Source organism: Rugamonas rivuli (assembly GCF_009380165.1).
Taxonomy (GTDB): Bacteria; Pseudomonadota; Gammaproteobacteria; order Burkholderiales; family Burkholderiaceae_D; genus Rugamonas; species Rugamonas rivuli.
Genome location: NZ_WHUF01000004.1, coordinates 24,143 through 49,930, shown reverse-complemented (window position 1 = coordinate 49,930; position 25,788 = coordinate 24,143). Strand labels below are relative to the sequence as shown.

The 25,788-nt window shown below is 63.5% G+C and carries 26 protein-coding genes; 21 read left to right on the top strand and 5 right to left on the bottom strand.

Annotated features, from left to right (window positions below):
* Positions 1–195: 195 nt before the first annotated feature.
* Positions 196–498 carry a hypothetical protein gene (locus GEV01_RS15265; RefSeq protein ID WP_152805869.1) on the bottom strand — a complete coding sequence of 101 codons (303 nt, stop codon included), beginning with the start codon at positions 496–498 and terminating at the stop codon, positions 196–198.
* A 179-nt stretch (positions 499–677) separates the two neighbouring features.
* Here GEV01_RS15265 and GEV01_RS15260 point away from each other — a divergent pair, with 179 nt between their 5' ends.
* The 10 genes from GEV01_RS15260 (at position 678) to motD (ending at position 11,555) form a co-directional block, all read left to right on the top strand.
* Entirely contained in the window at positions 678–1,397 is a 720-nt protein-coding gene (locus GEV01_RS15260; RefSeq protein WP_152805866.1) for a pseudouridine synthase, read from the top strand.
* Positions 1,394–2,392, top strand: a complete 999-nt coding sequence (locus GEV01_RS15255; RefSeq protein ID WP_152805863.1) for a fumarylacetoacetate hydrolase family protein — start codon at positions 1,394–1,396, stop codon at positions 2,390–2,392. Before GEV01_RS15260 ends, GEV01_RS15255 begins: the two co-directional genes overlap by 4 nt.
* Before the next feature lie 116 nt (positions 2,393–2,508).
* Positions 2,509–3,690 (top strand): flagellar biosynthesis protein FlhB, encoded by a 1,182-nt coding sequence (gene flhB / locus GEV01_RS15250; protein ID WP_152805860.1) that lies wholly within the window; start codon positions 2,509–2,511, stop codon positions 3,688–3,690.
* Entirely contained in the window at positions 3,687–5,810 is a 2,124-nt protein-coding gene (flhA, locus tag GEV01_RS15245) for a flagellar biosynthesis protein FlhA (RefSeq protein ID WP_152805858.1), read from the top strand. The genes flhB and flhA overlap by 4 nt, the downstream gene beginning before the upstream one ends.
* Positions 5,811–5,859: 49 nt before the next feature.
* On the top strand, positions 5,860–6,879 hold the full coding sequence (locus GEV01_RS15240) for an RpnC/YadD family protein (RefSeq protein ID WP_152805855.1): 1,020 nt from the start codon (positions 5,860–5,862) through the stop codon (positions 6,877–6,879).
* 150 nt (positions 6,880–7,029) lie between these two features.
* Positions 7,030–8,490, top strand: a complete 1,461-nt coding sequence (flhF, locus tag GEV01_RS15235; protein WP_152805852.1) for a flagellar biosynthesis protein FlhF — start codon at positions 7,030–7,032, stop codon at positions 8,488–8,490.
* Positions 8,483–9,280 carry a MinD/ParA family ATP-binding protein gene (locus tag GEV01_RS15230; protein WP_152805849.1) on the top strand — a complete coding sequence of 266 codons (798 nt, stop codon included), beginning with the start codon at positions 8,483–8,485 and terminating at the stop codon, positions 9,278–9,280. The genes flhF and GEV01_RS15230 overlap by 8 nt, the downstream gene beginning before the upstream one ends.
* A 43-nt stretch (positions 9,281–9,323) precedes the next feature.
* Positions 9,324–10,055, top strand: coding sequence for an RNA polymerase sigma factor FliA (locus tag GEV01_RS15225; protein WP_008451383.1), 732 nt, complete (start codon positions 9,324–9,326; stop codon positions 10,053–10,055).
* Positions 10,037–10,783 carry a flagellar motor protein gene (locus tag GEV01_RS15220; protein WP_152805845.1) on the top strand — a complete coding sequence of 249 codons (747 nt, stop codon included), beginning with the start codon at positions 10,037–10,039 and terminating at the stop codon, positions 10,781–10,783. Before GEV01_RS15225 ends, GEV01_RS15220 begins: the two co-directional genes overlap by 19 nt.
* Position 10,784: 1 nt before the next feature.
* Complete coding sequence (motD, locus tag GEV01_RS15215; protein WP_328595528.1) at positions 10,785–11,555, top strand: flagellar motor protein MotD; 771 nt, start codon at positions 10,785–10,787, stop codon at positions 11,553–11,555.
* Here the strand turns inward: motD and GEV01_RS15210 are convergent, their stop codons facing one another.
* The 3 genes from GEV01_RS15210 to flgA all read right to left on the bottom strand — a co-directional run bounded on the left by GEV01_RS15210 (position 11,556) and on the right by flgA (position 13,173).
* Positions 11,556–12,032 carry a flagella synthesis protein FlgN gene (locus tag GEV01_RS15210; protein ID WP_152805842.1) on the bottom strand — a complete coding sequence of 159 codons (477 nt, stop codon included), beginning with the start codon at positions 12,030–12,032 and terminating at the stop codon, positions 11,556–11,558.
* 7 nt (positions 12,033–12,039) lie between these two features.
* On the bottom strand, positions 12,040–12,354 hold the full coding sequence (gene flgM / locus GEV01_RS15205; RefSeq protein WP_008451379.1) for a flagellar biosynthesis anti-sigma factor FlgM: 315 nt from the start codon (positions 12,352–12,354) through the stop codon (positions 12,040–12,042).
* Positions 12,355–12,462: 108 nt separating this feature from the next.
* Positions 12,463–13,173, bottom strand: coding sequence for a flagellar basal body P-ring formation chaperone FlgA (gene flgA / locus GEV01_RS15200; RefSeq protein ID WP_152805839.1), 711 nt, complete (start codon positions 13,171–13,173; stop codon positions 12,463–12,465).
* Between the two features lie 158 nt (positions 13,174–13,331).
* Here flgA and flgB point away from each other — a divergent pair, with 158 nt between their 5' ends.
* The 5 genes from flgB to flgF are packed head-to-tail and all read left to right on the top strand — an operon-like array spanning position 13,332 to position 17,248.
* Positions 13,332–13,757, top strand: a complete 426-nt coding sequence (gene flgB, locus GEV01_RS15195) for a flagellar basal body rod protein FlgB (RefSeq protein ID WP_152805836.1) — start codon at positions 13,332–13,334, stop codon at positions 13,755–13,757.
* A 2-nt stretch (positions 13,758–13,759) separates the two neighbouring features.
* Complete coding sequence (gene flgC / locus GEV01_RS15190) at positions 13,760–14,167, top strand: flagellar basal body rod protein FlgC (protein ID WP_008451372.1); 408 nt, start codon at positions 13,760–13,762, stop codon at positions 14,165–14,167.
* A gap of 16 nt (positions 14,168–14,183) precedes the next feature.
* Positions 14,184–14,906, top strand: a complete 723-nt coding sequence (locus GEV01_RS15185; protein ID WP_152805833.1) for a flagellar hook assembly protein FlgD — start codon at positions 14,184–14,186, stop codon at positions 14,904–14,906.
* A gap of 30 nt (positions 14,907–14,936) precedes the next feature.
* A complete protein-coding gene (locus GEV01_RS15180) occupies positions 14,937–16,496 on the top strand; it encodes a flagellar hook protein FlgE (protein WP_152805832.1) in 1,560 nt (519 codons plus the stop codon).
* Between the two features lie 11 nt (positions 16,497–16,507).
* The gene (flgF, locus tag GEV01_RS15175) at positions 16,508–17,248 is read left to right on the top strand and encodes a flagellar basal-body rod protein FlgF (RefSeq protein ID WP_008451367.1); all 741 of its coding nucleotides are present in this window, start codon (positions 16,508–16,510) and stop codon (positions 17,246–17,248) included.
* A gap of 92 nt (positions 17,249–17,340) precedes the next feature.
* Here the strand turns inward: flgF and GEV01_RS15170 are convergent, their stop codons facing one another.
* On the bottom strand, positions 17,341–18,528 hold the full coding sequence (locus GEV01_RS15170; RefSeq protein ID WP_152805829.1) for an RCC1 domain-containing protein: 1,188 nt from the start codon (positions 18,526–18,528) through the stop codon (positions 17,341–17,343).
* A gap of 304 nt (positions 18,529–18,832) precedes the next feature.
* On the opposite strand from GEV01_RS15170, the gene flgG reads away from it, so the two are divergent.
* From flgG to flgL, 6 genes are all read left to right on the top strand, one after another.
* Positions 18,833–19,615, top strand: a complete 783-nt coding sequence (gene flgG, locus GEV01_RS15165; RefSeq protein ID WP_008451365.1) for a flagellar basal-body rod protein FlgG — start codon at positions 18,833–18,835, stop codon at positions 19,613–19,615.
* 10 nt (positions 19,616–19,625) lie between these two features.
* On the top strand, positions 19,626–20,282 hold the full coding sequence (locus GEV01_RS15160; RefSeq protein WP_152805826.1) for a flagellar basal body L-ring protein FlgH: 657 nt from the start codon (positions 19,626–19,628) through the stop codon (positions 20,280–20,282).
* Entirely contained in the window at positions 20,282–21,430 is a 1,149-nt protein-coding gene (locus tag GEV01_RS15155; RefSeq protein ID WP_152805823.1) for a flagellar basal body P-ring protein FlgI, read from the top strand. Before GEV01_RS15160 ends, GEV01_RS15155 begins: the two co-directional genes overlap by 1 nt.
* 12 nt (positions 21,431–21,442) lie before the next feature.
* The gene (gene flgJ / locus GEV01_RS15150) at positions 21,443–22,429 is read left to right on the top strand and encodes a flagellar assembly peptidoglycan hydrolase FlgJ (RefSeq protein WP_152805820.1); all 987 of its coding nucleotides are present in this window, start codon (positions 21,443–21,445) and stop codon (positions 22,427–22,429) included.
* Positions 22,430–22,494: 65 nt separating this feature from the next.
* Entirely contained in the window at positions 22,495–24,453 is a 1,959-nt protein-coding gene (flgK, locus tag GEV01_RS15145) for a flagellar hook-associated protein FlgK (protein ID WP_152805817.1), read from the top strand.
* A 5-nt stretch (positions 24,454–24,458) separates the two neighbouring features.
* A complete protein-coding gene (gene flgL, locus GEV01_RS15140) occupies positions 24,459–25,721 on the top strand; it encodes a flagellar hook-associated protein FlgL (protein ID WP_152805814.1) in 1,263 nt (420 codons plus the stop codon).
* The last annotated feature ends 67 nt before the right edge of the window (positions 25,722–25,788 follow it).

Genomic DNA, 25,788 nt, shown 5'->3' with positions numbered 1-25,788 from the left:
AGGGGGCGGTGTTAGCCGCAGTGATAGGATCACTGGACTTCCGATTAACATTATCAATCCAGCCTTTTTCATGCTTGCATATCCAAGCTGGTGGACTATAGTGGTGTTGTAGTTCTTTCCAAGGGGGGCCGATATAAACAGTTTATCTTGTTGTCAGCACGATCTTGTTCAGTTTGATGGAACTACTCAGCTGCATCATTGATGCGGAGTAGAGAGAATTTCGATTCCTCGTAAAGAGTCCTGTAATGGGGCTGAAAACAGCGGCGCAATGCCGCTGTTTTCAATTGCGGCCTCGCTTTGCGCGAAGCCGCCGGCGTCCAGCCAGGCCAGGAAGCCCGCCTGCCGGGCGGCGTGCCACGCTTCCTGTGCGCCGCCGGCGGCATCGCTGGGCAGCACGCAGCTGCGGCAACGCGCCAGCAGCAGCTCGGTCCTGTGCGTGGCGGCCTGTTCTTGCGCCGCTGTCGTGACGGTATTCGTAACGGTAAGTAAGGTAGACATGATGGGCGCCTGCTGAGTATTTCCTAGCGCATTAGGCGGATTCCTAATGAGGTTTCAGTCTATCAATGCAATCCCCTTGGGACTTGATTTGCATCAAGAAAGCTCACGGTCCTGGACAGATGCTGCGGCGCAACGGGCGCTGCCTTTCCGCTGCCACCCGCATCCTGTAAAATCCGGCCATGAGCAAATTATCCCTAGACCGCATCCTGCAATCGCAGGGTTATGGCACCCGCAAGTATTGCCGTTCCCTCATTGAGGACGGCGAAGTCAGCATCGGCGGCGTGGTGCACGACAACTACAAGGCCAGCATCGAAACCGATGGCTTGATACTGACCATCTTCGACGAGGAATGGGTGTATCGCGAACACCTGTACCTGGCGCTGCACAAGCCGGCCAATTTCGAATGCTCGCGCAAGCCCAGCCACCATCCGGGCGTGCTGACCTTGCTGCCGGAGCAGTTCAGCTGGCGCGAAGTCCAGCCGGTCGGCCGCCTCGACCATGACACCACCGGCATGCTGCTGATGTCGGACGACGGCCCCTTCATTCACGCGCAATCGTCGCCCAAGCGCCATGTGCCGAAGATTTACCAGGCCACGACCCAGGAGCCCGTCACCGACGAGCTGGTAGCGCAACTGCTGTCCGGCGTGCAGCTGCATGACGAGCCGGCGCCGCTGGCGGCGCAGACCTGCGTCAAGCGCGGCGAACACCAGTTGGAAATCGTGCTGGAGCAGGGCAAGTATCACCAGGTCAAGCGCATGCTGGCGGCCGCCGGCAACCATTGCAGCGCCTTGCATCGCTCGGCCATCGGTACGCTGACGCTGGAATCGCTGGGCATCGCCGAGGGCGAGTGGTGCTATCTGACGCCGGAGCAGCTGGCGATGTTGGCGCCCGCAGCATGAAGCTGGCGACGCTGAAAGACGGCACCCGCGACGGCCAGCTGATGGTGGTGTCGCGCGACCTGAAGACCGCGCAACTGGCCGACGGCGTGGCGCGCACGCTGCAGCGCGCGCTGGACGACTGGACTTTCATCGCGCCGCAGCTGGAAGCGATCTACCAGGACTTGAACCAGGGCCGCGCCCGCCGCAGCTTCGAGTTCGAGCCGCAGAACTGCATGGCGCCGCTGCCGCGCGCCTTCCAGTGGGCCGACGGCTCGGCCTACGTCAATCACGTCGAGCTGGTGCGCAAGGCGCGCGGCGCCGAGCTGCCGCCATCGTTCTGGGAAGATCCGCTGATGTACCAGGGCGGCAGCGACGATTTCCTCGGCCCGACCGACGATATCGCGCTGTTCCATGAAGAGTGGGGCATCGATTTCGAGGCCGAGGTGGCGGTCATCACCGATGACGTGCCGATGGGCGTGACGGTGGACCAGGCGCACCAGCGCATCCGCCTGCTGATGCTGGTCAACGACGTCTCGCTGCGCAACCTGATCCCGGAGGAGCTGGCCAAGGGCTTCGGCTTCGTCCAGTCCAAGCCGGCCACCAGCTTCTCGCCGGTGGCGGTCACGCCGGACGAGCTGGACGACGCCTGGAAGGGCGGCAAGGTCCATCTGCCATTGCTGTCGACCTGGAACGGCAAGCTGGTCGGCAAGCCGCAGGCCGGCGTCGACATGGTGTTCAACTTCCCGCAACTGATCGCCCACCTGGCCAAGTCGCGCAATGTGCGGGCCGGATCGATCATCGGCTCGGGCACGGTGTCCAACAAGGATGCCAAGCGCGGCTACTCCTGCATCGCCGAACAGCGCTGCCTGGAGATGATCGCCGGCGGCGAGCCGGTCACGCCGTTCATGGCCTTCGGCGACACCATCCGCATCGAAATGCTGAACGGCGACGGCAAATCCGTGTTTGGCGCCATCGAGCAGACCGTCAAGCAGGCCGAGCACCGCAAGTCCTGGTAATTGCCGCACGGAATCTACGAGCAGGCCCGGAAATACCGCCGTATTCCTCCGATGGCCTGTCCTCGCCGCAGCCGATAATGGCACGGTCGAGATAAACCCCGCAGCAGGCAGACCCCATGGCAGAAGACAGCGACGCAGAAAAGACCGAACCCGCGTCACCGAAGCGCCTCGAGCAGGCGCGTGAGGAAGGCGACGTTCCCCGTTCGCGGGAAGTGGCGACGTTTACCGTGCTGATGGCGGCCGGCGCCGGCCTGTGGATGACCGGCGACGGGCTGATACGGCAACTCCATTCCGCCCTGGTGTCCGGCCTGACGCTGAACCAGGAGCAAATCTTCGATGCCGACATCCTGCTCAACCGCATCCTGGTCGACGTGGTGCGGGTGATGATCGCCTGCCTGCCGCTGGGCGTGGCGGTCATGGTGGTCGCGCTGGCCTCGCCGCTGCTGGTGGGCGGCTGGCTGTTCAGCGGCAAGGCGGTCGCGCCCAACTTCAACAAACTCAATCCCGCCAACGGCCTCGGCAATATGTTTTCGTCCAACGCGCTGGTCGAGCTGTTCAAGGCGGTGGCCAAGGCGCTGGTGGTCGGGCTGGTGGCCTGGCTGGTGGTCATGAAGCAGAAGGATGCCGTGATCGGCCTGGCGGTCGAGCCGCTCAAGCTGGGCACCGCGCACCTGCTGCACATCCTGGGCAGCAGCTTCCTGTTCATCGTCGGCGCGCTCGGCTTCATCGCCGCCATCGACGGCCCCTACCAGATGTGGCACTACGCGAACAAGCTGAAGATGACCCGCCAGGAGCTGATCCAGGAATCCAAGGAATCGGACGGTAATCCGCAGATCAAGGCCAAGATCCGCCAGCTGCAGCGCGAGATGGCCAAGCGCCGCATGATGGCCGACGTGCCGACCGCCGACGTGGTCGTCACCAACCCGACCCACTATGCGGTGGCGCTGAAGTACAGCGACGGCATGCGCGGCGCCCCGAAAGTGGTGGCCAAGGGCACCGACGAAGTGGCGGCCAGGATCCGCGAGATCGCCCGCGAGAACAAGGTGACTTTGCTGGAAGCGCCGGCGCTGGCGCGCGCGCTGCACAAGCACACCGAGATCGGCGACGAGATTCCGGAAGCGCTGTACTCGGCCGTGGCCGAAGTGCTGGCCTATGTGTTCCAGCTGCGCCTGTTCAGCAAGGGCAATGGCAACCGTCCCGATGTGCCGAAGACGCTCGATGTGCCGCCTGAGCTCGATCCGCTCAACCCCGCATCGCAAAAGAAGAAACCTGACTTGAATAACGGAGCACCCGCATGAACGCCCTGAGCAACCTGAAACTGCCGCCATGGATGCAAGGCATCGCCAACAGCCGCAACAAGAGCAGCCTGGCCGCGCCTATCCTGATCATCATGCTGCTGGCGATGATGGTGCTGCCGCTGCCGGCCTTTGTGCTCGACATCTTCTTCAGCTTCAATATCGCGCTGGCGGTGATCGTGCTGCTGACCAGCCTGTACACGGTCAAGCCGCTGGACTTCATGGCCTTCCCGACCATCCTGCTGGTATCGACCATGCTGCGCCTGTCGCTGAACGTGGCGTCGACCCGCGTGGTGCTGACCGAGGGCCACACCGGCGCCGACGCGGCCGGCAAGGTGATCGAAGCCTTCGGCCACTTCCTGATCGGCGGTAACTACACGGTCGGTATCGTGGTGTTCATTATTTTGACGATCATTAACTTCACGGTCGTCACCAAGGGTGCGGGCCGTATCGCCGAGGTGGGCGCGCGTTTCGCCCTGGATGCGATGCCGGGCAAGCAGATGGCGATCGACGCCGACCTCAACGCCGGCCTGATCGGCGAGGCCGAGGCCCGCAAGCGCCGCAGCGAAGTGGCGCAGGAAGCGGAATTCTACGGCGCCATGGACGGTGCCAGTAAGTACGTGCGCGGCGACGCCGTGGCCGGTATTTTGGTGACGGTGATCAACGTGGTCGGCGGCCTGCTGGTCGGCCTGCTGCAGCACGACCTGACCTTTGCCGACGCGCTGAAGAACTACACGCTGCTGGCCATCGGTGACGGCCTGGTGGCGCAAATCCCGTCGCTGGTGATTTCCACCGCGGCCGGTATCGTGGTGTCGCGCGTGGCCAGCGAACAGGACATCGGTACCCAGGTGGTGGGGCAGTTGTTCGCCAAGCCGCAGGTGCTGTACATCACCGCCGCCATCATCGGCGGCATGGGCCTGATCCCCGGCATGCCGAACCTGGTGTTCCTGCTGTTGGCCGGCGTGCTGGCGGGCTCGGCATACCTGATGACGCGCAAGGCCGAAGCCGGCAAGACCGCCGAAGTGGCGGCGGCCGAAGCAGCTGCTGCCTCGCCGGCCGCAGCGCCGGAGCAGGAAGAGGCCAGCTGGCAGGACATCATGCCGGTCGATACGCTGGGCCTGGAAGTGGGCTACCGCCTGATCCCGCTGGTGGACAAGACGCAGGGCGGCGAGCTGCTCAAGCGCATCAAGGGCATCCGCAAGAAGTTTGCGCAGGAGGTGGGTTTCCTGGCGCCGCCGGTGCACATCCGCGACAACCTGGAATTGAAACCGTCGGCCTACCGCATCACGCTCAAGGGCGTGGAAGTGGGCACGGGCGAAGCGTTCAACGGCCAGTTCCTGGCGATCAATCCAGGCATGGCCAGCGGCACCTTGCCGGGCATGGTGACCACCGATCCAGCCTTCGGCCTGCCTGCCACGTGGATCGACGCCAATCTGCGCGACCAGGCGCAGGGCATGGGCTACACCGTGGTCGACGCCGGCACGGTGGTGGCCACGCACTTGAATCACCTGATCACGACGCATGCGTCCGAGTTGCTGGGCCGCGCCGAGGTGCAGGCGCTGCTCGATCATCTGGGCAAGGATGCGCCCAAGCTGGTGGAAGACCTGGTGCCGAAGATGGTGTCGCTGTCGACCTTGCAGAAGGTGCTGCAGAACCTGCTGGTGGAAGGTGTGCACATCCGCGACATGCGGTCCATCATCGAGACACTGGCCGAGCATGCCGTGCATACGCAGGATCCGGGCGACCTGACGGCGCTGGTGCGCATTTCGCTGGGCCGCGCCATCGTGCAGCAGTTGTTCCCCGGCGCCAGCGAGTTGTCGGTGATGACGCTGGATAATCGCTTGGAGCGCTTGCTGATGCAGGCGCTGGCGGCCAGTGGTCCCGACGGCGCGGGTATCGAGCCGGGGCTGGCCGACACCATCGCGCAGCAGGCGCAGCAGGCGGCGCAGCAGCAGGAGGCGCTGGGCTTGACGCCGGTGCTGCTGGTGCCGGGGCCGCTGCGGGCCTTGCTGTCGCGCTTCCTGCGCCGCGCCTTGCCGCAGCTGAAGGTGCTGTCGCATGCAGAGATCCCGGAGACCAAGACCATCCGCGTGACGGCATTGGTGGGCCAGCAGCCGGCCTGAGTTTGAGCGGATCGCGCATGCAGCCATGCGGGCGGCCTAGACTGTTTGCATGGATGACGACGATTTCGATACGCCGTGGAAGGAGGTGGTCATGTGCCACTTCCCGGAATTCATGGCCTTCTACTTTCCCCTTGTGCATGCCGCGATCGACTGGTCGCGGCCGCACACTTTTCTCGATCAGGAGTTCGGCGCGCTGGCGCGCGATGCGGAACTGGGCAAGCGCGTGCTCGACAAGCTGGTCAGCGTGCATTTGCATGACGGCAGTGAGCAATGGGTGCTGGTGCATCTGGAGGTGCAGGGCTGGCGTGATGCGCGGTTCGCTGAGCGCATGTTTGTCTACAATTATCGTGTCTACGATCGCTATCGGCGACCTGTCGCCAGCCTGGCGTTGCTGACGGACGATGGCAGGCGTTGGCGGCCTTCGTCGTTTGCTTATCATCTGCTTGGTTGCAGGATGGGGATTGAATTCCCTGTCGTTAAACTGCTGGACTATGCTGATCGCCTTGATGAACTGCGGCAGCACGAGAATCCCTTTGCGCTGGTGACAATGGCGCATTTGCAGGCGCGGCAGACCAAAGGCAACGCCCATCGGCGCCGCATCGCCAAGTGGAAGCTCACCAAGCTACTGTATCAGCGTGATTGGGACAGGCAGCGTATCATCAACTTGTACCGGGTGATCGACTGGATCATGCGCTTGCCGACGGGGCTTGAGGTACGTTTACGATCTGGCATGTTGGAAATAGAAAGGAGGAGGGCCATGGTCTACTTGTCTTCTATTGAACGTATTGGAATGGAAATTGGCCGGAAAGAAGGCTTGAAATTAGGCCTTCAAGAGGGGCGGCAGGTAGGTCTGCAGGAGGGGCTGCAAGAGGGCCGGCAAGAGGGCCGGCAAGAGGGCAGACAAGAGGGGTGGGCTGAAGGGCTTACCGCGTTGCTTGTTCAGCGCTTTGGCCCGCTGGATGCGCACGTGCTGTCACGCATCGCCGAGGCCGATGTGCCGCAACTGTCCGCTTGGGCGCGGAACTTTGTCGATGCCACCTCGCTGGACGAGGTTTTTCGCAGCAGTTAAGCCACCTCGGCAGCAATGGGGAAATGCGGCCCATTTCCACCCCTGTTCATCGGATCGTTTCCAGAGTGCATCGTCAATAATGGCACTGTCAGAGTAAAGGCGTCTCATCCGGAAGACGCACTGCTCGACTTAGATTCCTGAGAGCCGGCCATGAACGTCAAAAAATTTACCGCACCGACATCCCGCGAGGCACTGCGCAAAGTGCGCGAATCGCTCGGCCCCGATGCCGTGATCCTGTCCAACCGCCAGGCCGATGGCGGCGTTGAAATCCTCGCGCTGGCCAACGACGATGCCGCTTCGCTGGCCATGCCTGCGCCGCATTCGCCGATGGCCGATCCAGCGCCGTCGCTCGACCTGACCACCGCCGTGCCGCAAGCCCGCGCCGATCAGCGTCTGGAGCCACGGATGGAGCCACGCATGGAATCGCGCATGGAACCGCGTTTCGAAACCAACTACCCAACCCCGGCCCCGACCCCGGCCCCGGCCGCTCTGCCAGCGCAACCGGTGCGCCGCGTGGTGGCGTCCGCCGCATCGTTCGCCAGCGCCACCAAGGCCGCTGCCGCAGCGCCGGCGCCAGCCACGCTGGACGTCGACCAGATCGCCGCCATGGTCAGCGCCGCCGTCGCCAGCGCCAAGCAGAACGCCGCCGCCGAAATGCAGAACATGATGGGCGAGATCCGCGCCATGCGCGGCATGATGGAAACCCAGCTGGCCGAAATCTCCTGGGGCACGACGCAAGCGCGCGAACCGCAGAAAGCCACCGTGCTGCGCGAGATGCTGGCGGCCGGTTTCTCGGCCAGCCTGGCGCGTTATCTGATTGAAAAACTGCCGGCCAACCGCGACGCCGCCGACAGCATGCGCTGGATCAAGAACGTCCTGACCCGCAACCTGCAAACCATGGCCAACGAAGATGCGCTGATCGAGCAGGGCGGCGTGTTTGCGCTGGTCGGTCCGACCGGCGTCGGCAAGACCACCAGCACCGCCAAGCTGGCCGCGCGCTGCGTGATGCGCCACGGCCCGGACAAGCTGGCCCTGATCACCACCGACGCCTACCGTATCGGCGCCCACGAGCAGCTGCGCATCTACGGCAAGATCCTCGGCGTGATGGTGCACTCGGTCAAGGACGAAGCCGACCTGCGCATCGCCCTCAAGGAATTGAAGAACAAGCACACCGTGCTGATCGATACCGTCGGCGTCAGCCAGCGCGACCAGATGGTCACGGAACAGGTCTCGATGCTGCAAGGCGCCGGCTCGGACGTCAAGCGCCTGCTGTGCCTGAACGCCACGGCGACCCAGGAAACCCTGAACGAAGTGGTGCGCGCCTACCAGGGCAGCGGCCTGGCCGGCTGCATCATGACCAAGCTGGACGAAGCCGCCGCGATCGGCAATGTGCTCGACGTGGTGATCCGCCAGAAGCTGAATCTGTTCTACGTCTCGAACGGCCAGCGCGTGCCGGAAGACCTGCACCTGGCCGATCCGGCCTACCTGATCGACCGCGCTTTCAAGTTGAAACGCGATGTCGTCAACACCCAATACCTGGACGCCGAACTGCCTCTGCTGATGAGCAACGGCCAGAACGAACAAGCAATGCGCGAGGTGCACCTTGGCTAATTTCGATTTCGACCAGGCGGAGGGACTGCGCCGCATGCTGGCGGGGCCGCAGCCCCGCATCGTCACCTTCCTGTCGGCTTCGCCGCAGGACGACAAGGGCGCCATGCTGGTCAACCTGGGCGCCTCGCTGGCCCGCGCCGGCAACGACGTGCTGCTGGTCGACGCCTGCGCCAGCGCCCACGGCGTGGCCTCGCGCCTCGGTGTGGACGGCGGCGCCAGCCTGCTCAACGTCGCCCGCCAGGAGTGCGCACTGAACCAGGTGATCCACCAGGTGCCGCAAGGCTTTGCTGTGGCGTCGATGACACGCGGCCTGCCGCGCAGCGGTCCGGACGAGACCCGCCGCCTGGCCAAGGCCTTCGATGTGCTGGCCAAGCAGACCGGCATCGTCATCGTCGACGGCGAGTTCGACGGCGTGGCCTTCCCGGTGCCGGTCATGGCCAGCTCGGAAATCGTGGTGCAGGTGTCGAATAGCGCTACCTCGATCAAGGCCGCTTACAGTATGATCAAGCGCCTGAACCAGGAGCTGGGACGGCGCCCGTTCGGAATTCTGGTCACCGGGGCTTCCGAATCGGAAGCAAAGGTGGTATACGATAATATGGCACAGGCAGCAAGCCGATACCTGGCGGTGAACCTCGTTTCGATGGGATCGGTGCCGGCGGATGAATACCTGCAACGCGCGGCACGCTTGGGGCGTGCGGTGGTCGATGCGTTTCCGCTGGCCGGGGCTTCGGTCGCGTTTCGTCAACTGGCGGGGCGCTTCGCGCTGGCCGGCTCGCCATCTTTCCGTTAAGGGAGCATCAATATTTTAGCGCTTAATCAATAATAAACAGGCTATGTACACGGTCAAAGGGAAAGCGGACAAGGATTCTTTGCTGACGGAGCATATGCCGTTGGTCAAGCGCTTGGCCCATCACATGAAGGCGAAACTGCCGCCCAGCGTCGAAGTCGACGATCTGGTGCAAGCCGGGATGATCGGCCTGCTCGACGCCATCAGCCGTTACGAGGAAACGCACGGCGCCCAGTTCGAAACCTATGCCGTGCTGCGCATCCGCGGCGCGATGCTGGACGAGCTGCGCAACAGCGACTGGCTGCCGCGCTCGATGCGCCAGAACATGCGCAAGATCGAAACCGCGATGAGCACCTTGCAGCAGCGCCTGGGCCATCCGCCAACCGAGTCGGAAGTGGCCAAGATGCTCAAGCTGTCGCTGGCCGACTACCAGGAAATGCTGTCCGAAGGCGGCGGCCACCAGCTGGTGTACTACGAGGATTTTCACGACGACGACGGCAACGACAGCTTCCTCGACCGCTATGCGGCGGACGATGATGCGGACCCGCTGCGCTCGCTGCTGGACGGCGACTTCCGCCAGGCCGTGATCGACGCCATCGACGCCCTGCCGCCGCGCGAGAAGATTCTGATGGGGCTGTACTACGAAGAGGAGCTCAACTTGAAAGAAATCGGCGCCGTGATGGGCGTATCGGAATCGCGCGTATCGCAGTTGCATACGCAGGCCGTGGCGCGTCTGCGCGCCTCACTTCGGGAGCGGTCTTGGACTGGGCCAGCGTAGCCGGGGTGCTGCTGGCGCTGGCCGGCATCGTCATCGGCCAGACGCTGGAAGGCGGCAAGCTGTCCTCGCTGCTGCAGCCGGCCGCGTTCGCGATCGTGGTGGTCGGCACCTTCGGCGCCGTCATGCTGCAGACCCGCTTCCAGACTTTCCTGCGCGGCTTGCGCATGCTGCGGCTGGTGTTCGCGCCGCCGGCCGACAGCCGCGCCGTGCTGGCGCGCGACATCAACGCCTGGAACCTGGCGGCGCGGCGCGACGGTTTGCTGTCGCTGGAGCGCTACATGCTCGCGTCCAAGGACAAGTTCAACACCAAGGGCTTGCGCCTGATCGTCGACGGCATCAACCCCGACAAGCTGCGCCAGATCCTCGACACTGAAATCACCGCCTTCGAAACCGAAGAGCGGCAGGCGGTGCGCATCTGGGAATCGGCGGCCGGCTACTCGCCCACCATCGGCATCCTGGGCGCCGTGCTGGGCCTGATCCACGTGATGGAAAACCTCACCGACCCGAGCAAGCTCGGCTCCGGCATCGCGGTGGCCTTCGTCTCGACCATCTACGGCGTCGGCCTGGCCAACCTGTTCTTCTACCCGATCGCCAACAAGCTCAAGGCCATCGTCACCCAGGCCGTGCACCAGCAGGAAATCGCCGCCGCCGTGTTCTACGACATCGCCACCGGCGACCACACGCGCGTCATCGACGAGCGCATCGCCACGCTGATGCGGGAGCACTGACGTGCAGAACCGGCGCGCGCGCAGGAAGTTCGACGACGAACCGGAGAACCACGAACGCTGGTTGATCTCCTACGCCGACTTCATCACGCTGCTGTTCGCCTTCTTCGTCGTCATGTATGCGATTTCGGTGGTCAATATCGGCCAGTACAAGGTGTTGTCGGTGGCCTTGGGCGATGCCTTCGGCGGCGCCGGCTCGGCCAAGCCCATCAATACCGAAGTGCCCAACCTGCCCATCCCCAATCCCAACCTGAAGCGCCACGCCGAACTGCTGCGCAAGGAAAAGACCCAGATGACCAAGCTGGCGCAGGACTTGTTGTCCACGCTGGCGCCGCTGGTCAAGGAGGGCAAGGTGCGGGTGACGCAAAACAGCCGCGGCGTCAGCGTCGAGATCAACGCCTCGGTGCTGTTCGATCCGGGCGAGGCCCGTTTGACCAACGAATCGACCGAAGCGCTGCGCGCCGTCGCCGGCCTGCTGAAAAGCGACGACCACAAGGTGCAGGTCGAAGGCCACACCGACAACCAGCCTATCCGCAACACGCTGTTCCCGTCCAACTGGGAATTGTCGGCGGTGCGCGCCAGCAGCGTGGTGCGGCTGTTCATCGACGCCGGCGTGGCGCCGGAGCGGCTGACGGCGGTGGGCTACAGCGCCAACGTGCCGGTGGCGTCGAACGACACGCAACTCGGCCGCGCGCGCAACCGCCGCGTGGCGGTGACGATCTTGTCCGGCATTCCGGACGCGGTAACGGAGTTGCCGACGACGCCGGCGCAGTAATCAGCCGGCTAAAAAGCCGCGGCTGCGGGGCAGGGAAGTGGACAGGCCGCCAGGGCCGTAGAAGTTGTTCGCAGCCGCCGTTTGCGGACGCAGCGCTTGCAGCGCGCCCTGCGCATGGTTCATCTGCTTGTTGATCAGCATGCCGTTGATGCGGTTCAGTTCCTTGGCTGCGCGCGCATGCTGCTGCAGCGCTTGCCACAAGGCGGTCGCTTCGGCGGCATCGGCGCCGCAGGCGGCAACCCAGGCATCCATGCCGGCTTCCTCGGCCGGGTAGCCGGCCTTGCCCAGGGCGCGGTGGCGCTGGGCCGACAACAGGGTCATCTGCGTGACCAGTGCCGATTTCTTCGTGGTAAGGGCCGTCAGGCCATCGATTTCCGCCGCCACCAGGTGTTGCTGCTCCTGCTTCAGGACGCCCAGCAGGGTCGTCATGATGTGTTCTTCTTCGCGCAGGCTGTTCAGCGGGGTAGCGGTTGACATGGTAGACCTATCGTTTGCGAGAGTGCAGCAGATCCTTGACTGTATCCAGCAAGCCATCCGCCACTTTTTCCGAGTTGACCTGGAACTGGCCGTCGGCTATCGCCAGCTTGATGCGTTCGACTTTTTTGGTGTCGAACACCGCGCTGTTGCCGCCGGCCGCACTGGCCGCCAATGCCTGGCCTTGCGGCGACAGGCGCACGTTGTCGGACGTTGCAGGCGTCGCCGGGGCTGCCGCCTTGTCCGCGCCGCGCGCAGTCGAGGTGGAAGCCGGGGATGACGACGGCAAGCCGGTCGTGCTCTTCAATGTATCGTTAATTTTCACAGCTTTATCCTTCTCTGGTAGGAGTACGAAACTCCGGGATCTGAGTATGTAACGGCGGCTGCGCCCAAAACTTTAGCGTTGCCGTGCCTCAAGACCCCTGGCGTTCGATCAAAACGCCACCTCCACCAGCCCGCCTGCCTTGGCGATTCCCGTGATTTGTTGCCCACCGGAAGTTTTTACCTGGACTACCTGGCCGTCGCCGGCCGTGCTCATGGCGCGCGCCTCGGCCGACACGCTGAAGCCGTTGCCGCTGGACACCAGGCGCACCAGTTGTCCGGATTGCACCACCGGCTTGCTGCGCAGCGTATCGAGACGCAGCGGGGTGCCCGGCGGCAATGAAATATTGGTGCTGCGGCCGATCACCTGGCCCATGTCGGTGGCTATACCGGCCGGCAACATTGTCAGATCGCCCTTCAGCGTCACCAGCTGGCCGGCCTCGATGGCCTGGCCCTGGGCCAGCGGCGCCGCGCTGGCGATGTAGTCGCCGACCACCGTCACCGTGGCTTGAATATATACTGTCCAGGCCGTCGGTGTCGCACAGCGCACGCCGACCGTGGTCTTGCCCCAGGCGCGCGCGCCGGGCATGAAGAAGGCTTGCGGCTCGGCGCAGGCGGCCAGGTTCATGCGCGGATCGACCGCGCCGACCGCCACCGTCACCTGGCCCGGCAGGCCGCCGCTCTGTACTTGCAGGAACTGTTCGACGCTGCGCTTGAGCGCGGCCGGGTCCTGGTAAGCCGCTGGGCGCGGCGCGGGGGCTTGCTGGGCGGTGGCCGCCGGCAGCAGGGCCAGCAGGGCGGCGGTAGTGAGCAATCGTTTCATGGCGTGAGTATCCCCTTCAATATTGCCATCATAGTCTGGCGGTCTGAACTTGAAGCCTTGAATAGGACCGAAAAGCAGGTGCTTATCGCTCGATGGTGACGACCGGCAACTCCGTATCATCGATCCTGTCATAACAAGTACGTCCATTGGGAGCTGCCATGGTTGGGAAACTCGACGATTACCTGCGCTTTAACGAAGCCGCGCTGGGCTTGCGCTCACAGCGCCAGAGCGTGCTCGCCTCGAATATTGCCAACGGCGACACCCCGAACTACAAGGCCCGCGATATCGATTTCAGCAGCGCGATGCAGGCCGCGCTGGACAAGGCCAGCCCGAGCGCGGCGGCCAGCCTGAAGACCACCGCCAGCAAGCATTACCCCAACCCTCAACAAGACGGCGGCACCATGGCGGACGGTACGCCGCTGCTGTACCGCGGCGTGGTGCAGGGCGCGGTCGACGGCAACACGGTCGACATGGACGTCGAGCGCAACCAGTTCGCCGATAACGCCATCCGCTACGAGGCTGGCATCACCGCAATCAACGCCCAGATCAAAAGCATGATGGCGGCGATCCAGGGAGGTAACTAATCATGTCGCTGTTTAATATTTTCAATGTTTCCGGTTCGGCCATGAGCGCGCAGGCGCAGCGCCTGAACGTGGTGGCCTCCAACCTGGCCAATGCCGACAGCGCCACCAGCGCCAGCGGCGAAGCCTACCGCGCGCGCCAGGTGGTGTTCGAAGCGACCACGCCGGCCGCCGGCGGCGCCGCCACCGGCGTGCGCGTCAAGCAGGTGGTGGAAGACCAGTCGCCGATGAAACAGATGTACGACCCCAAGCATCCGATGGCGGATGACAAGGGTTATGTGACCATGCCCAACGTCAATGTGGTGGATGAGATGGTCAATATGCTGTCGGCCTCGCGGTCCTACCAGACCAACGTCGAGACCATGAATGCGGCCAAGACCCTGCTGCTCAAAACCCTGACCATCGGCCAGTAATCTTTAAGAGGCAATCATGACTATTAGCGGAGTGATCGACACGCCCAAGGCGGCCGCGGTCAATAGCACCAGCGGTACCGGCAGCGCCACCAGCGCCAGCGGCACCAAGAACGCCAACGACATCGGCGCGGACCAGGACAAGTTCATGAAGCTGCTGGTGACGCAGCTGAAGAACCAGGATCCGCTGAACCCGATGGACAACGCGGCCATGACCAGTCAGCTGGCCCAGCTGTCGACGGTGACCGGCATCAACAAGGTCAACGCCACGCTGGAATCGCTGCGCACCGACCAGGCCAGCGCGCAATCGCTGACGGCCACCAATCTGATCGGCAAGGGCGTGCTGGTGGAGGGCAAGGGCATCGAGCTGTCGAGCAGCACCGACTCGGCCGGCAAGACCACCACCACCAGCGTGTTCGGCATCGACCTGGCCACGGCCGCCGACAGCGTGACCATCTCGATCCAGGACAAGACCGGCGCCACCGTGCGCACCATGAACATGAAGGGGACCGACATCGGCACCTATCCGATCACCTGGGACGGCACCACCGACGCCAAGACCGTCGCGCCGGCCGGCAGCTACACCTTTGCGGTCAAGGCGGTCAGCGGCGGCAAGACGCTGACCGACTCGACGCCGCTGCAATTGGCGGCCGTGGCCAGCGTGTCGACCGGCAGCGGCGGCGTCAAGCTGAACACCTCGCTCGGACAGTTCGCCATGTCCGATGTTAAAGAAGTTTTGTAACGTACCTCATACCTAGCATAGGGGAATACCATGTTCCAACAAGGACTTAGCGGCCTGAACGCAGCATCCAAATCGCTGGACGTTATCGGCAACAACATCGCCAACGCCAGCACCGTTGGTTTCAAGGGCTCGCAGGCGCAGTTTGCCGACCTGTACGCCAACTCGCTGAACGGCGTGTCGGGCAACAACCCGGGCATCGGTGTGATGACGTCCAAGCTGGCCCAGCAATTTACGCAGGGCAATATCGAAACCAGCAACAACCCGCTGGACATTTCCATCAACGGCGGCGGCTTCTTCCGCGAAGTGGTCAACGGCGCGGTGCAGTACTCGCGCAACGGCCAGTTCCATGAAGACAATACCCACACCCTGGTCAATGCCCAGGGCGCGGTGCTGACCGGCTACCTGTCGAACGCGGCCGGCGTGATCCAGCTCGGTGCGCCAGTGCCGCTGACCTTGGACAAGTCCGACCTGACGCCGGTGCAAACCACCACCGCCAACTTCCAGCTGAACCTGAGCTCGGCCGAGAAGGTGCCGGCCACGATACCGTTCGACGCCGGCGATCCGACCAGCTACAACAAGCAGACCGTGCTGAACGTGTTCGACAGCCTGGGTACTTCGCACATCATGACGACCTACTACGTCAAGACCGACGCCAATACCTGGGACGTGTACGCGGCGGCCGACAACAAGGAAATCATTTCGGGTAGCGTGGCTGCGGCGATCAACATCGACCCCAACGTGAAGACTGCCCGCACCGCCTACAACGATGCAGTGCGCGCGACCCCGCCTGACCCTGCGGCGATCGCCTCAGCCGCTTTCACCTATGCACAGGCGGCCCACGATTCGATGGCTGCAGCGGCTGTGGTGCCGCCAGCCGCTGCCTCGCCGGCGCAGTTGGCCGCGCTGGACGCCGCATTCACCGCGCTCGATCCGACTGGCAGCAATTCGATCACCGGCATGACGCCCGATCAGATCAACGCCAAGCTGGCGGCCGCCATCACCGTGCCAGCCGTCAAGGCCGGCACGCTGCTGTTCACCAAAACCGGCGTGCTGGACCCCGAGGCCATGGCCCTGATGCAGCCGACGCCGCAAACGCTGCCGTTCAACATCAGCCTGCCGATCTTCCCGGACACCGGCTCCCAGCAGCCGATGGTGGTCGCCACCACCTTCGACAAAACCACCCAGTACGGCAGCGTCACCAACGACCTGGGCTCGGTGCAGAACGGCTACTCGGCCGGTTCCTGGCAGCGTTATGCGATCGACGCCAACGGCGTGATCCTGGGCCAGTACAGCAACGGCAAGGCGCGTCCGATGGGGCAGATCGCCATGGCCAACTTCGCCAGCGTCGACGGCCTGACCCCGCTGGGCAACAATGCCTGGGCGGAAAGCTCGGCTTCCGGCACGCCGCAGGTCGGGGTGCCGAACGCCGGCTCGATGGGTTCCTTGCGCGCCAACTCGGTGGAAGTGTCCAACGTCGACCTGACGGCCGAACTGGTCAACATGATCACCGCGCAGCGCGTCTACCAGGCCAATGCGCAGACCATCAAGACCGAGGATTCGGTGCTGCAAACCCTCGTCAATCTGCGTTAATAGAGTAAGCCATGGACCGCCTGGTTTATACCGCGATGACAGGTGCGCGGCACGTGATGGAGCAGCAGGCCACCGTCGCCAACAACCTGTCCAACGCCACCACCACCGGCTTCCGCGCGCAGCTCGATACGTTTCGGGCGGTGCCGGTGGTGTCGGAGGGCTTGCAGACGCGCGCCTTCGTGGTCGATTCCACGGTGGGTGCCGACATGCGCGCCGGCCCGATCCAGACCACCGGCCGCGCGCTGGACATCGCGGTGCGCGACCAGGGCTGGATCGCGGTGCAGTCGGCCGACGGTTCGGAAGCCTACACCCGCAACGGCAGCCTGAAGATCAGCGAGAACGGCCTGCTGCAAACCACCAGCGGCCAGACGCTGGTGGGCGACGGCGGCCCGATCGCCATCCCGCCGGACACCACGGTGATGGTGGCCGGCGACGGCACGGTCAGCACCATCTCCACCGATTTCAAGCCCGGCCCGGCCAATGTGCTGGGGCGGATCAAGCTGGTCAATCCCGACCCCAAGGGCCTGGTGCGCGGCGACGACGGCCTGTTCCGCCAGCTCAGCGGCACGCCGGCCGAGAACGACCCGGCGGTGCGCGTGGTCGATGGCGCGCTGGAGGGCAGCAATGTCAATCCGGTCGACTCCATGGTCAACATGATCAGTCTGGCTAGGCAGTTCGAAATGCAAATGAGTTTGCTGAAGAACGCCGAGAATAACGCCGCAAAAGCCACCCAGATATTAGCGCTTAGCTAAAAAATGGTCGTGGGCTAAATTTTGTATTTATTGCCGACGCTGGCAACCGGGGTTGCCAGCGTACTGACAAGAAAAATACTCAAGCCGATATGTTACAGGGGGACAGTGACCGGAACGGGACTATATAAAGTGGTTCCTGTTCCTAATTGTCCCGATAAACTCTGACCAAAACACTTCACGGTACCGCTTTCGAGAAGGGCACAGGAATGATTCGAGCCGAGAGACAGCGAAATAATTTTTTCACTGATGCCAATTACGTCTGAGGCGGCTTCCTGCGGCGCGGCGCGGCCGTTACCCAATTGCCCGGTTCCGTTCATGCCCCAGCATTGCGCGCCACCGCTTTGGGTGATGATGCAGGTATGTGAGATGCCGGTAATAATTGAGATCGCATCATTGCGAAGTCCCAGCACCGCTACCGGAGTTGAGTAGATACCGATGCCAGTAAAGCCCAGGGCTCCAAAAGTATTGTTGAACCCCCAGCAAAATACTGCATGATCGTCTTTTACTGCGCAACCATCGTACATGCTGGCCGATGTAGATATCACATTGGTCGAAAGGCCAAGTGCATAATTTGGGGCACCGTAGGTAGCGCCGTCTGTGCTGTCTTTAGTGCCAATACCGAATTGCGCATACTTGTTGTTACCGAAACATTTTGCTCCACCTTTGTTGTCACGATAGCATGTTGTGAAGCCATTGCCCTGGAGGGCAACCACGTCGTTCATACCTGCAGCGTAAAGCGGAATACTGCTATGAGTGATGGAAACGTTGCGGTTAAGTTGCCCACCCGAATTTGAGCCCCAGCAGTAAATATTCCCATAAGTGTCCAATACGCAAGCATGATTGTTCCCTACAGTGAGGGCTTTTGCGGCACCTGTGGGTATTTGAACTGCGACAGGAGTTGTGCTTGAAACCAATGTTTTACTGGCAAGTTGACCATAGTTGTTGAAGCCCCAGCAATAGACGGAGCCGGTCGAAGTCAGTGCGCAAGTAAAATACGTGCCGCCGGCGATAGCGGTGATTTGATAGCTGGAAAGGCCTTGCACTTCAACCGGGGTGAGACTAGTGACCGTCTTTCCATTACCTAACTGCCCGTAGCTATTTTGCCCCCAGCACTTTGCGCCGCCGGTGGATAAAGCCGCGCAAGAATGGAAGTTGCCAGTTCCTATGGCGGTTGCTACCGCAGCATTTGAAGGCGCCATCGCCAAAAAGAGCATGCTCGCTACGCCGGCTTGGCAGGCCAGCTTTAATAGCCATTTACTGCCATTGATTATTGTGTCCATGGGCTTCCTTTTGAATAGATTCGTTGAAAATTGGTTTTAAGCAATTTTAGTCTACACCATTTTGTTTTATATGCAAAGTTTACTATTTTGCATTCATTTCTCAGTCCGTTGATTGCCCTCGCCCATATAGGCGCTGCCGCCACTTGGGGGGAATTCGATTGGCTTCGCGCTGTTACTGAGGAATAGAGGCGCAAAAGGTGCCTAGACCTCCGCTTTGAGTTGATGACCTCTCCCGCATAATGATTGCATGGGATGAGTAGCTGTCGCTTTTGACGGCTCCCGTCCAAGCAACGGGAGAAGCATCATGATACGTTCACTGTGGATCGCCAAGACTGGCATGGAAGCGCAACAGACTGCGCTCGATGTCACGTCCAACAACCTGGCCAACGTCAGCACCAACGGCTTCAAGAAATCGCGCGCCGTGTTCGAGGATCTGCTGTACCAGAACATCCGCCAGCCTGGCGGCCAGTCGTCGCAGCAGACCAACCTGCCGTCGGGCATGCAGCTCGGTACCGGCGTGCGTCCGGTGGCGATCGAGCGCGTGCACACCCAGGGCAATCCCCAGTCGACCGGCAACGATAAAGACCTGATGGTCAACGGCAACGGCTTCTTCAATGTGCTGCTGCCCGACGGCACCACCGCCTACACCCGCGATGGCTCCTTCCAGCGCGACAACAACGGCCAGATGGTCACGTCCAGCGGCTTCGTGCTGCAACCGGCCATCACCATCCCGATCACCGCGCAATCGATCACCGTGGGCCGCGACGGCACCGTCTCGGTCACGCTGCCGGGCCAGGTGGCGCCGCAGCAGATCGGCAGCATCCAGCTGTCGACCTTCATCAACCCGACCGGGCTGGAATCGAAGGGCGAGAACCTGTACGTGGAAACCGGCGCTTCCGGCAACCCGCAAACCAACACCCCGGGCACCAATGGCACCGGCGTCATCCTGCAAGGCTATGTGGAAACCTCGAACGTCAACGTGGTCGAGGAAATGGTCAATATGATCCAGACCCAGCGCGCCTATGAAATCAACTCGAAGGCCATCACGACCTCCGACCAGATGCTGGCCAAGCTGTCGCAGATGTAAGGAGTCGAGCATGAAATACGCCATCACCATCGTTGTCGCAGCAGCCGCCCTGGGCGGCTGCATGACCACGCCGACCTCCATCGTGCAGATGCCGATGTCGGCCCGTCCGCTGACCAGCGAACGGCTGCAGGCGGCGCCGAGCAACGGCGCCATCTACCAGAACGCCGCCTTCCGTCCTATCTTCGAAGACCGCCGCGCGCGCCACGTGGGCGATGTGCTGACCCTGGTCATCACCGAGAAGACGTCGGCGGTCAAGGCCGGCGCCAGCTCGGGCAACAAGTCCGGCAGCGTCAGCGCCACCGTGCCCGGCCCGCTGCAATCGACCTTCGGCAATCCTCTGTCGGTCAGCAACTCCAGCAAGTTCGCCGACGGCGACAACCAGTCGGCCAGCAACACCTTCACCGGCACCATGGGCGTGACCGTGGTCGAGGTGCTTTCCAACGGCAACCTGATCGTCGCCGGCGAGAAGCAGGTGGCGATGAACAAGGGCGTGGAATTCATCCGCTTCTCCGGCATGATCAATCCCGACAATATCGCCACCGGCAACACCGTGCAATCGACCGCCGTGGCCGACGCCAAGGTCGAGTACCGCACCAACAGCCAGATCGACCGCGCCGAGATGGCATCGATGGCTTCGCGCTTCTTCCAAAGCCTGTTACCTTTCTGATGGCCATCATGGACAGCACTCAATCAATCATGCAGGGCGCGCGCAAGCTGGCGGCGCTGTCGCTGGTGGCGGCCTCGCTGCTGGTGCAGCCGGTTCATGCCGAGCGCCTCAAGGACCTGGTCAGCATCGCCGGCGTGCGGCAGAATCAGCTGATCGGCTACGGCCTGGTCGTCGGCCTCGACGGCAGCGGCGACCAGACCACGCAAACCCCGTTCACCGTGCAGAGCGTGGTGTCGATGTTGCAGCAGCTGGGCGTGAACCTGCCGCAGGGCACCTCGCTGCAATTGAAGAACGTCGCCGCCGTGATGGTGACGGCCTCGCTGCCGCCGTTCGCGCAGCCGGGCCAGACGCTGGACATCACGGTCTCGTCGATGGGTAACGCCAAGAGCCTGCGCGGCGGCACGCTGCTGATGACGCCGCTCAAAGGCGCGGACGGCCAGGTGTACGGCATGGCCCAGGGTAATGTGCTGGTGGGCGGCGTCGGCGTCGCGGCCGGCGGCGCCGGCGGCAGCTCGCTGACCGTCAACCACCTCAGCGTGGGCAAGATTTCCGGCGGCGCCACCGTCGAGCGCGCGGTCGCCTCCAGCCTGGGCGAGGGCAACTTCATCAAGCTGGAATTGAACACCGCCGACTTCGCCACCGCCAGCCGCGTGGTCGAAGTGATCAACGATAAATACGGTCCCGGCATCGCCTACGCGCTGGACAGCCGCGTGATCCGCGTGCAGTCGCCCAGCAGCAGCGACCAGCGCGTGAGCTTCATCGGCACCTTGCAGGACATGCAGGTCAATCCGGCCGAGCAGCCGGCCAAGGTCATCATGAACGCGCGCACCGGTTCGGTGGTGATGAACCGCGCCGTCACGCTGGAAACCTGCGCCATTTCGCACGGCAACCTGTCGATCTCGGTGACGGCCGATCCGCAGATCAGCCAGCCCAATCCGCTGTCCGGCGGGCGCACCGTGGTCGCGCCCAACCAGCAGGTGGGCATCAAGGCCGACGGCGGCAAGGTCATGATGGTCAAGGGCGGCGCCTCGCTGGCCGAGGTGGTCAAGGCGCTCAACGCCATCGGCGCCACGCCGCAGGATTTGCTGGCCATTTTGCAGGCGATGAAAGCGGCCGGTTCGCTGCGCGCCGAGCTGGAAATCATTTAGGAAGGTGCCGTCATGACCAGCTCATTTCCCAATGCGAATACCTCCAACGACCTCAGCAGCAAGTTCGCCCTCGACCTCAAGGACATGGGCAGCCTGCGGCAGTCGGCCAAGGCCGGCAGCCCGGAGGCGCTGAAGACCGCCGCCACGCAATTCGAAGCGATGTTCGTCAACATGATGATGAAGAGCATGCGCGAGGCGACGCCGCAGGACGGCATGATGGACAGCCAGCAGAGCAAGATGTTCACCACCATGCTGGACCAGCAGACCAGCCAGAATATCGCCAAGAAGGGCATCGGCCTGTCGGACATGCTGATACGCCAGCTGTCCAAGACCGCCGACAAGCAGGCGCTGGCGATCGGCAACGAGGCTGGCGACAGCAGCAGCGGCGCCAACGGCGGCAGCTTCGGCGGCCTGGCCAGCCTGATGGACGCCAAGCTGCAGCGCGCCATCGCGGCGGCCGGCGGCGCTGGCGCCGTCGGCTCGGTCGACGACAACAGCGCTGTGCCTGCCACCAACGCGGCCAACAAGGGCAGCCAGGCGCCGCACGTGCGCAGCTTCCAGGACAAGCTCGGCGCGCACGCCGAGGAAGCCAGCCGCGCCACCGGCATCCCGGCCAAGTTCATGCTGGGCCAGGCGGCGCTGGAGAGCGGCTGGGGCAAGCGCGAGATCAAGGGCCGCGACGGCAGCAACAGCCACAACCTGTTCGGCATCAAGGCCGGCGGCGACTGGAAGGGCAAGGTGGTCGAGGCCACCACCACCGAATACGTCAACGGCAAGGCGCAGACCAAGGTCGAGCGCTTCCGCGCCTACGACAGCTACAGCGACAGTTTTAAGGATTACGCCAAGCTGTTGGCGAGCAATCCGCGCTACGAAAAAGTGCTGGCCAGCGCGGGCGACGCCAGCAGCTTCGCCCAGGGCTTGCAGAAGGCCGGCTACGCCACCGATCCGAACTACGCGAACAAACTCACCAGCATCATCAAGCGCTCGCTGGCCGGTTGAGCGGGCGCGGGGTCAAGTTTTCCGGCGGTTTGCCGTTACCAATTTACGAATAGAGCATAAACATCATGTCCAGTCTTCTCAGCATCGGCAAAAGCGGTTTGTTGGCAGCCCAGGTAGGTCTGTCGACCACCGGCAACAACATCACCAACGCTGGCGTGGCTGGCTACAGCCGCCAGGCGGCGATCCAGTCGGACACCGCGACCCAGGACCAGGGCTTCGGCTTCGTCGGCAGCGGCACCGAGGTCAGCGCCGTGCGCCGCTATTACGACAACTTCCTCGCGGTGCAGCTGCGCAACGCCGAATCGAGCCAGGCCTCGCTCGACACCTACACCAAGCAGATCAGCCAGATCGACAACCTGCTGGCCGATCCCAAGGCCGGCCTGTCGCCGGCGCTGCAGGACTTCTTCAACGGCGTGCAGGACGCCACCTCGAACCCGGCCTCGGCCGCGTCGCGCCAGGCCATGCTGTCGACCGCCAACTCGCTGGCGTCGCGCTTCCAGGGCTTGAGCGCGCGGATGACCGAGATCGCCTCCGGCGTCAACGGCCAGATCGGCTCCACCGTCAACGAGATCAATTCCTACGCCAAGGAACTGGCGGCGCTGAACAACACCATTGCCGGCCTGGCCACCGACGGCAAGGCGCCCAATGATTTGCTGGACCACCGCGACCAGCTGCTGACCGAGCTGAACAAGCTGGTCAAGACCACCGTCATCCCGGGCGACAACAACAGTTTGACGGTCGAGTTCGGCACGGGGCAGCCGCTGGTGGTGGGCAACACCGCGTTCCAGCTGGCCACGTCCACCTCGCCCACCGACGCCAGCCGCGTCACGGTCGGCTACCAGAGCCCGAGCGGCAGCTTCAGCGCCTTGCCGGACAGCGTGCTGACCGGCGGCCAGATCGGCGGCCTGCTGGAGTTCCGCAACGGCGCCATGGACCGCGCGCAGAACTCGCTGGGCCAGGTGGCGGCCGGGCTGGCCGTCAGCTTCAACGCCCAGCACGTGCTGGGCCAGGACCAGAACGGCGCGCTCGGCACGGCGTTCTTCAATCCGATCAACGCCTATGTCGGCGTCAACAGCCGCAATTCGCCGGCCAGCACGGCCGACGTCACCGCCGTCGTCACCGACGCCAGCAAGCTGACCGCCAGCGACTACAGCGTCGATTTCGACGGCACCAATTTCAACGTCACCCGCCTCAGCGACGGCCAGGTCACGCAGATCAATCCCTTCCCGCAGGCGGTGCCGCAGACCATCGACGGCGTCGACTACACGATCACCGGCACGCCGGCGGACAAGGACAACTTCCTGGTGCGGCCGACCTACAACGCGGCCCACGATTTCAGCGTCGCCGTCACCGACCGCACCAAGATCGCGCTGGCGGCGCCGATCGCCACCGCGGCGCCGAACGCCAACGCCGGCAACGCCAAGATCAGCGCCGGCACCGTCGACAAGAACTATCTGACGCCGGGCAACGCGCTGGCGGCGCCGGTCACGCTGACCTACGACAAGGCCAGCGGTTCGCTGTCGGGCTTCCCGCCGGCTCAGGACGTGACGGTGACGGTCAACGGCGTGGCCACCGTGTATCCGGCCGGCACGCCGACCGTGCCCTACACGGACGGCGCGGCGATCAGCTTCGGCGGCATCAACTTCAACATCAGCGGCACGCCGGCCGACCTCGACACCTTCACCATCGGCCCCAACGTCAGCGGCGTCGGCGACAGCCGCAACGGCGCCTTGCTGGCCGGCCTGCAGACCAAGAACATCCTGGACAACGGCAACGCCACCTACCAGACCACCTACGCGCAGATGGTCAACTTTGTCGGCAACAAGGCGCGCGAGGCGCAGATCACCGGCTCGGCCGCCGACGCCGCCGTGGACCAGGCCACCAAGCAGAAGGAAAGCGTGTCCGGTGTGAACCTGGATGAGGAAGCGGCGAATCTGTTACGCTACCAGCAGGCCTACCAGGCCAGCGGCAAAGTCATGCAGGTGGCCAGCACGCTGTTCGATGTTTTGCTCAATATTAGGTAATTATCATGTCTATGCGCATCAGTTCCAAGACGATCTACGACGTCGGCGTAGGGCAGATCAGCACGCTGCAGAGCGCGCTGGCCCGCACCCAGGCGCAGTTGTCGACCGGCCGCAAGAACCTGACCGCCGCCGACGATCCGATCGCCACCGCGCGCGCGCTGGAAGTGACGCAGTCGCAATCGATCAACACCCAGCTGGTGACCAACCGCGCCAATGCCAAGGGCACGCTGTCGCTGGAGACGGTGGCGCTGGCCAGTTCGACCGCCATCCTGCAGGACATCAAGACGCTGACCGTCAACGCCGGCAACGGCGGCTACACGCAGAAGGACCGCGCGTCGCTGGCGACCGAGCTGGAAGGCCGGCTGGCCGACCTGCTGGGCCAGGCCAACACCGCCGACGGTGTGGGCGGTTATGTGTTCTCCGGCTACAAATCGACCACCCTGCCGTTCACCCAGACCGCCAATGGCGCCGCCTACCAGGGCGACCAGGGCCAGCGCGAGCTGCAGGTGGGCTCGACCCGCAAGCTGCCGATCAGCGATTCCGGCGCGTCCGTGTTTGAAAACAATGCGACCGGCAACGGCACCTTCGTCACCGGCGCCGACCCGGCCAATTTCACGCGCGGCGGCAGCGGCATCATCAGTGCCGGCTCGGTCAAGGATGCGACCCAGCTGACCGGCCACAAGTACCAGATCGATTTCCAGGTGGTGCCGGCCACGCCGGGCACGCCCAAGGCGACGACCTACACCGTCACCGACCTGACCCTGAACCAGCCGGTGCCGCCGGCGCCGGTGCCGGCCGTGCCGCAGCCGTATGTGAGCGGGCAGAACATCACCTTCGATGGCGTGCAGTTCGACGTCAAGGGCGATCCGGCCGACCTCGACAATTTCACCGTGCAGCCCAGCACCAAGCAATCGATCTTCACCACCGTGAGCGACCTGATCGCCGCCTTGCGCGCGCCGGGCGACGGCGCGGCGGGGCAGGCCAGCCTGAACAACAAGCTGAACCAGGTGCAGATGAATATCGACAACGCCACCGACAATCTGCTGTCGATCCAGTCGGAGGTGGGCTCGCGCCTGAAGGAGCTGGACTACCTGGACAGTTCCGGCGACGACTTGAACCTGCAGTACGCGACCACCCTGTCGGACTTGCAGGATGTCGACACGGTGAAGGCGATTTCGCTGTTCACGCAGCAGCAGACCACGCTGGACGCGGCGCAGAAATCGTTCAAGAGCCTGGCCGGCCTGTCGCTGTTCAACTACATCACCTGAGCGCTGCGGCGCCGCGCCGCGACCACCAAAGAAAAAGCCCCTGAGCGCATCGCGCCAGGGGCTTTTT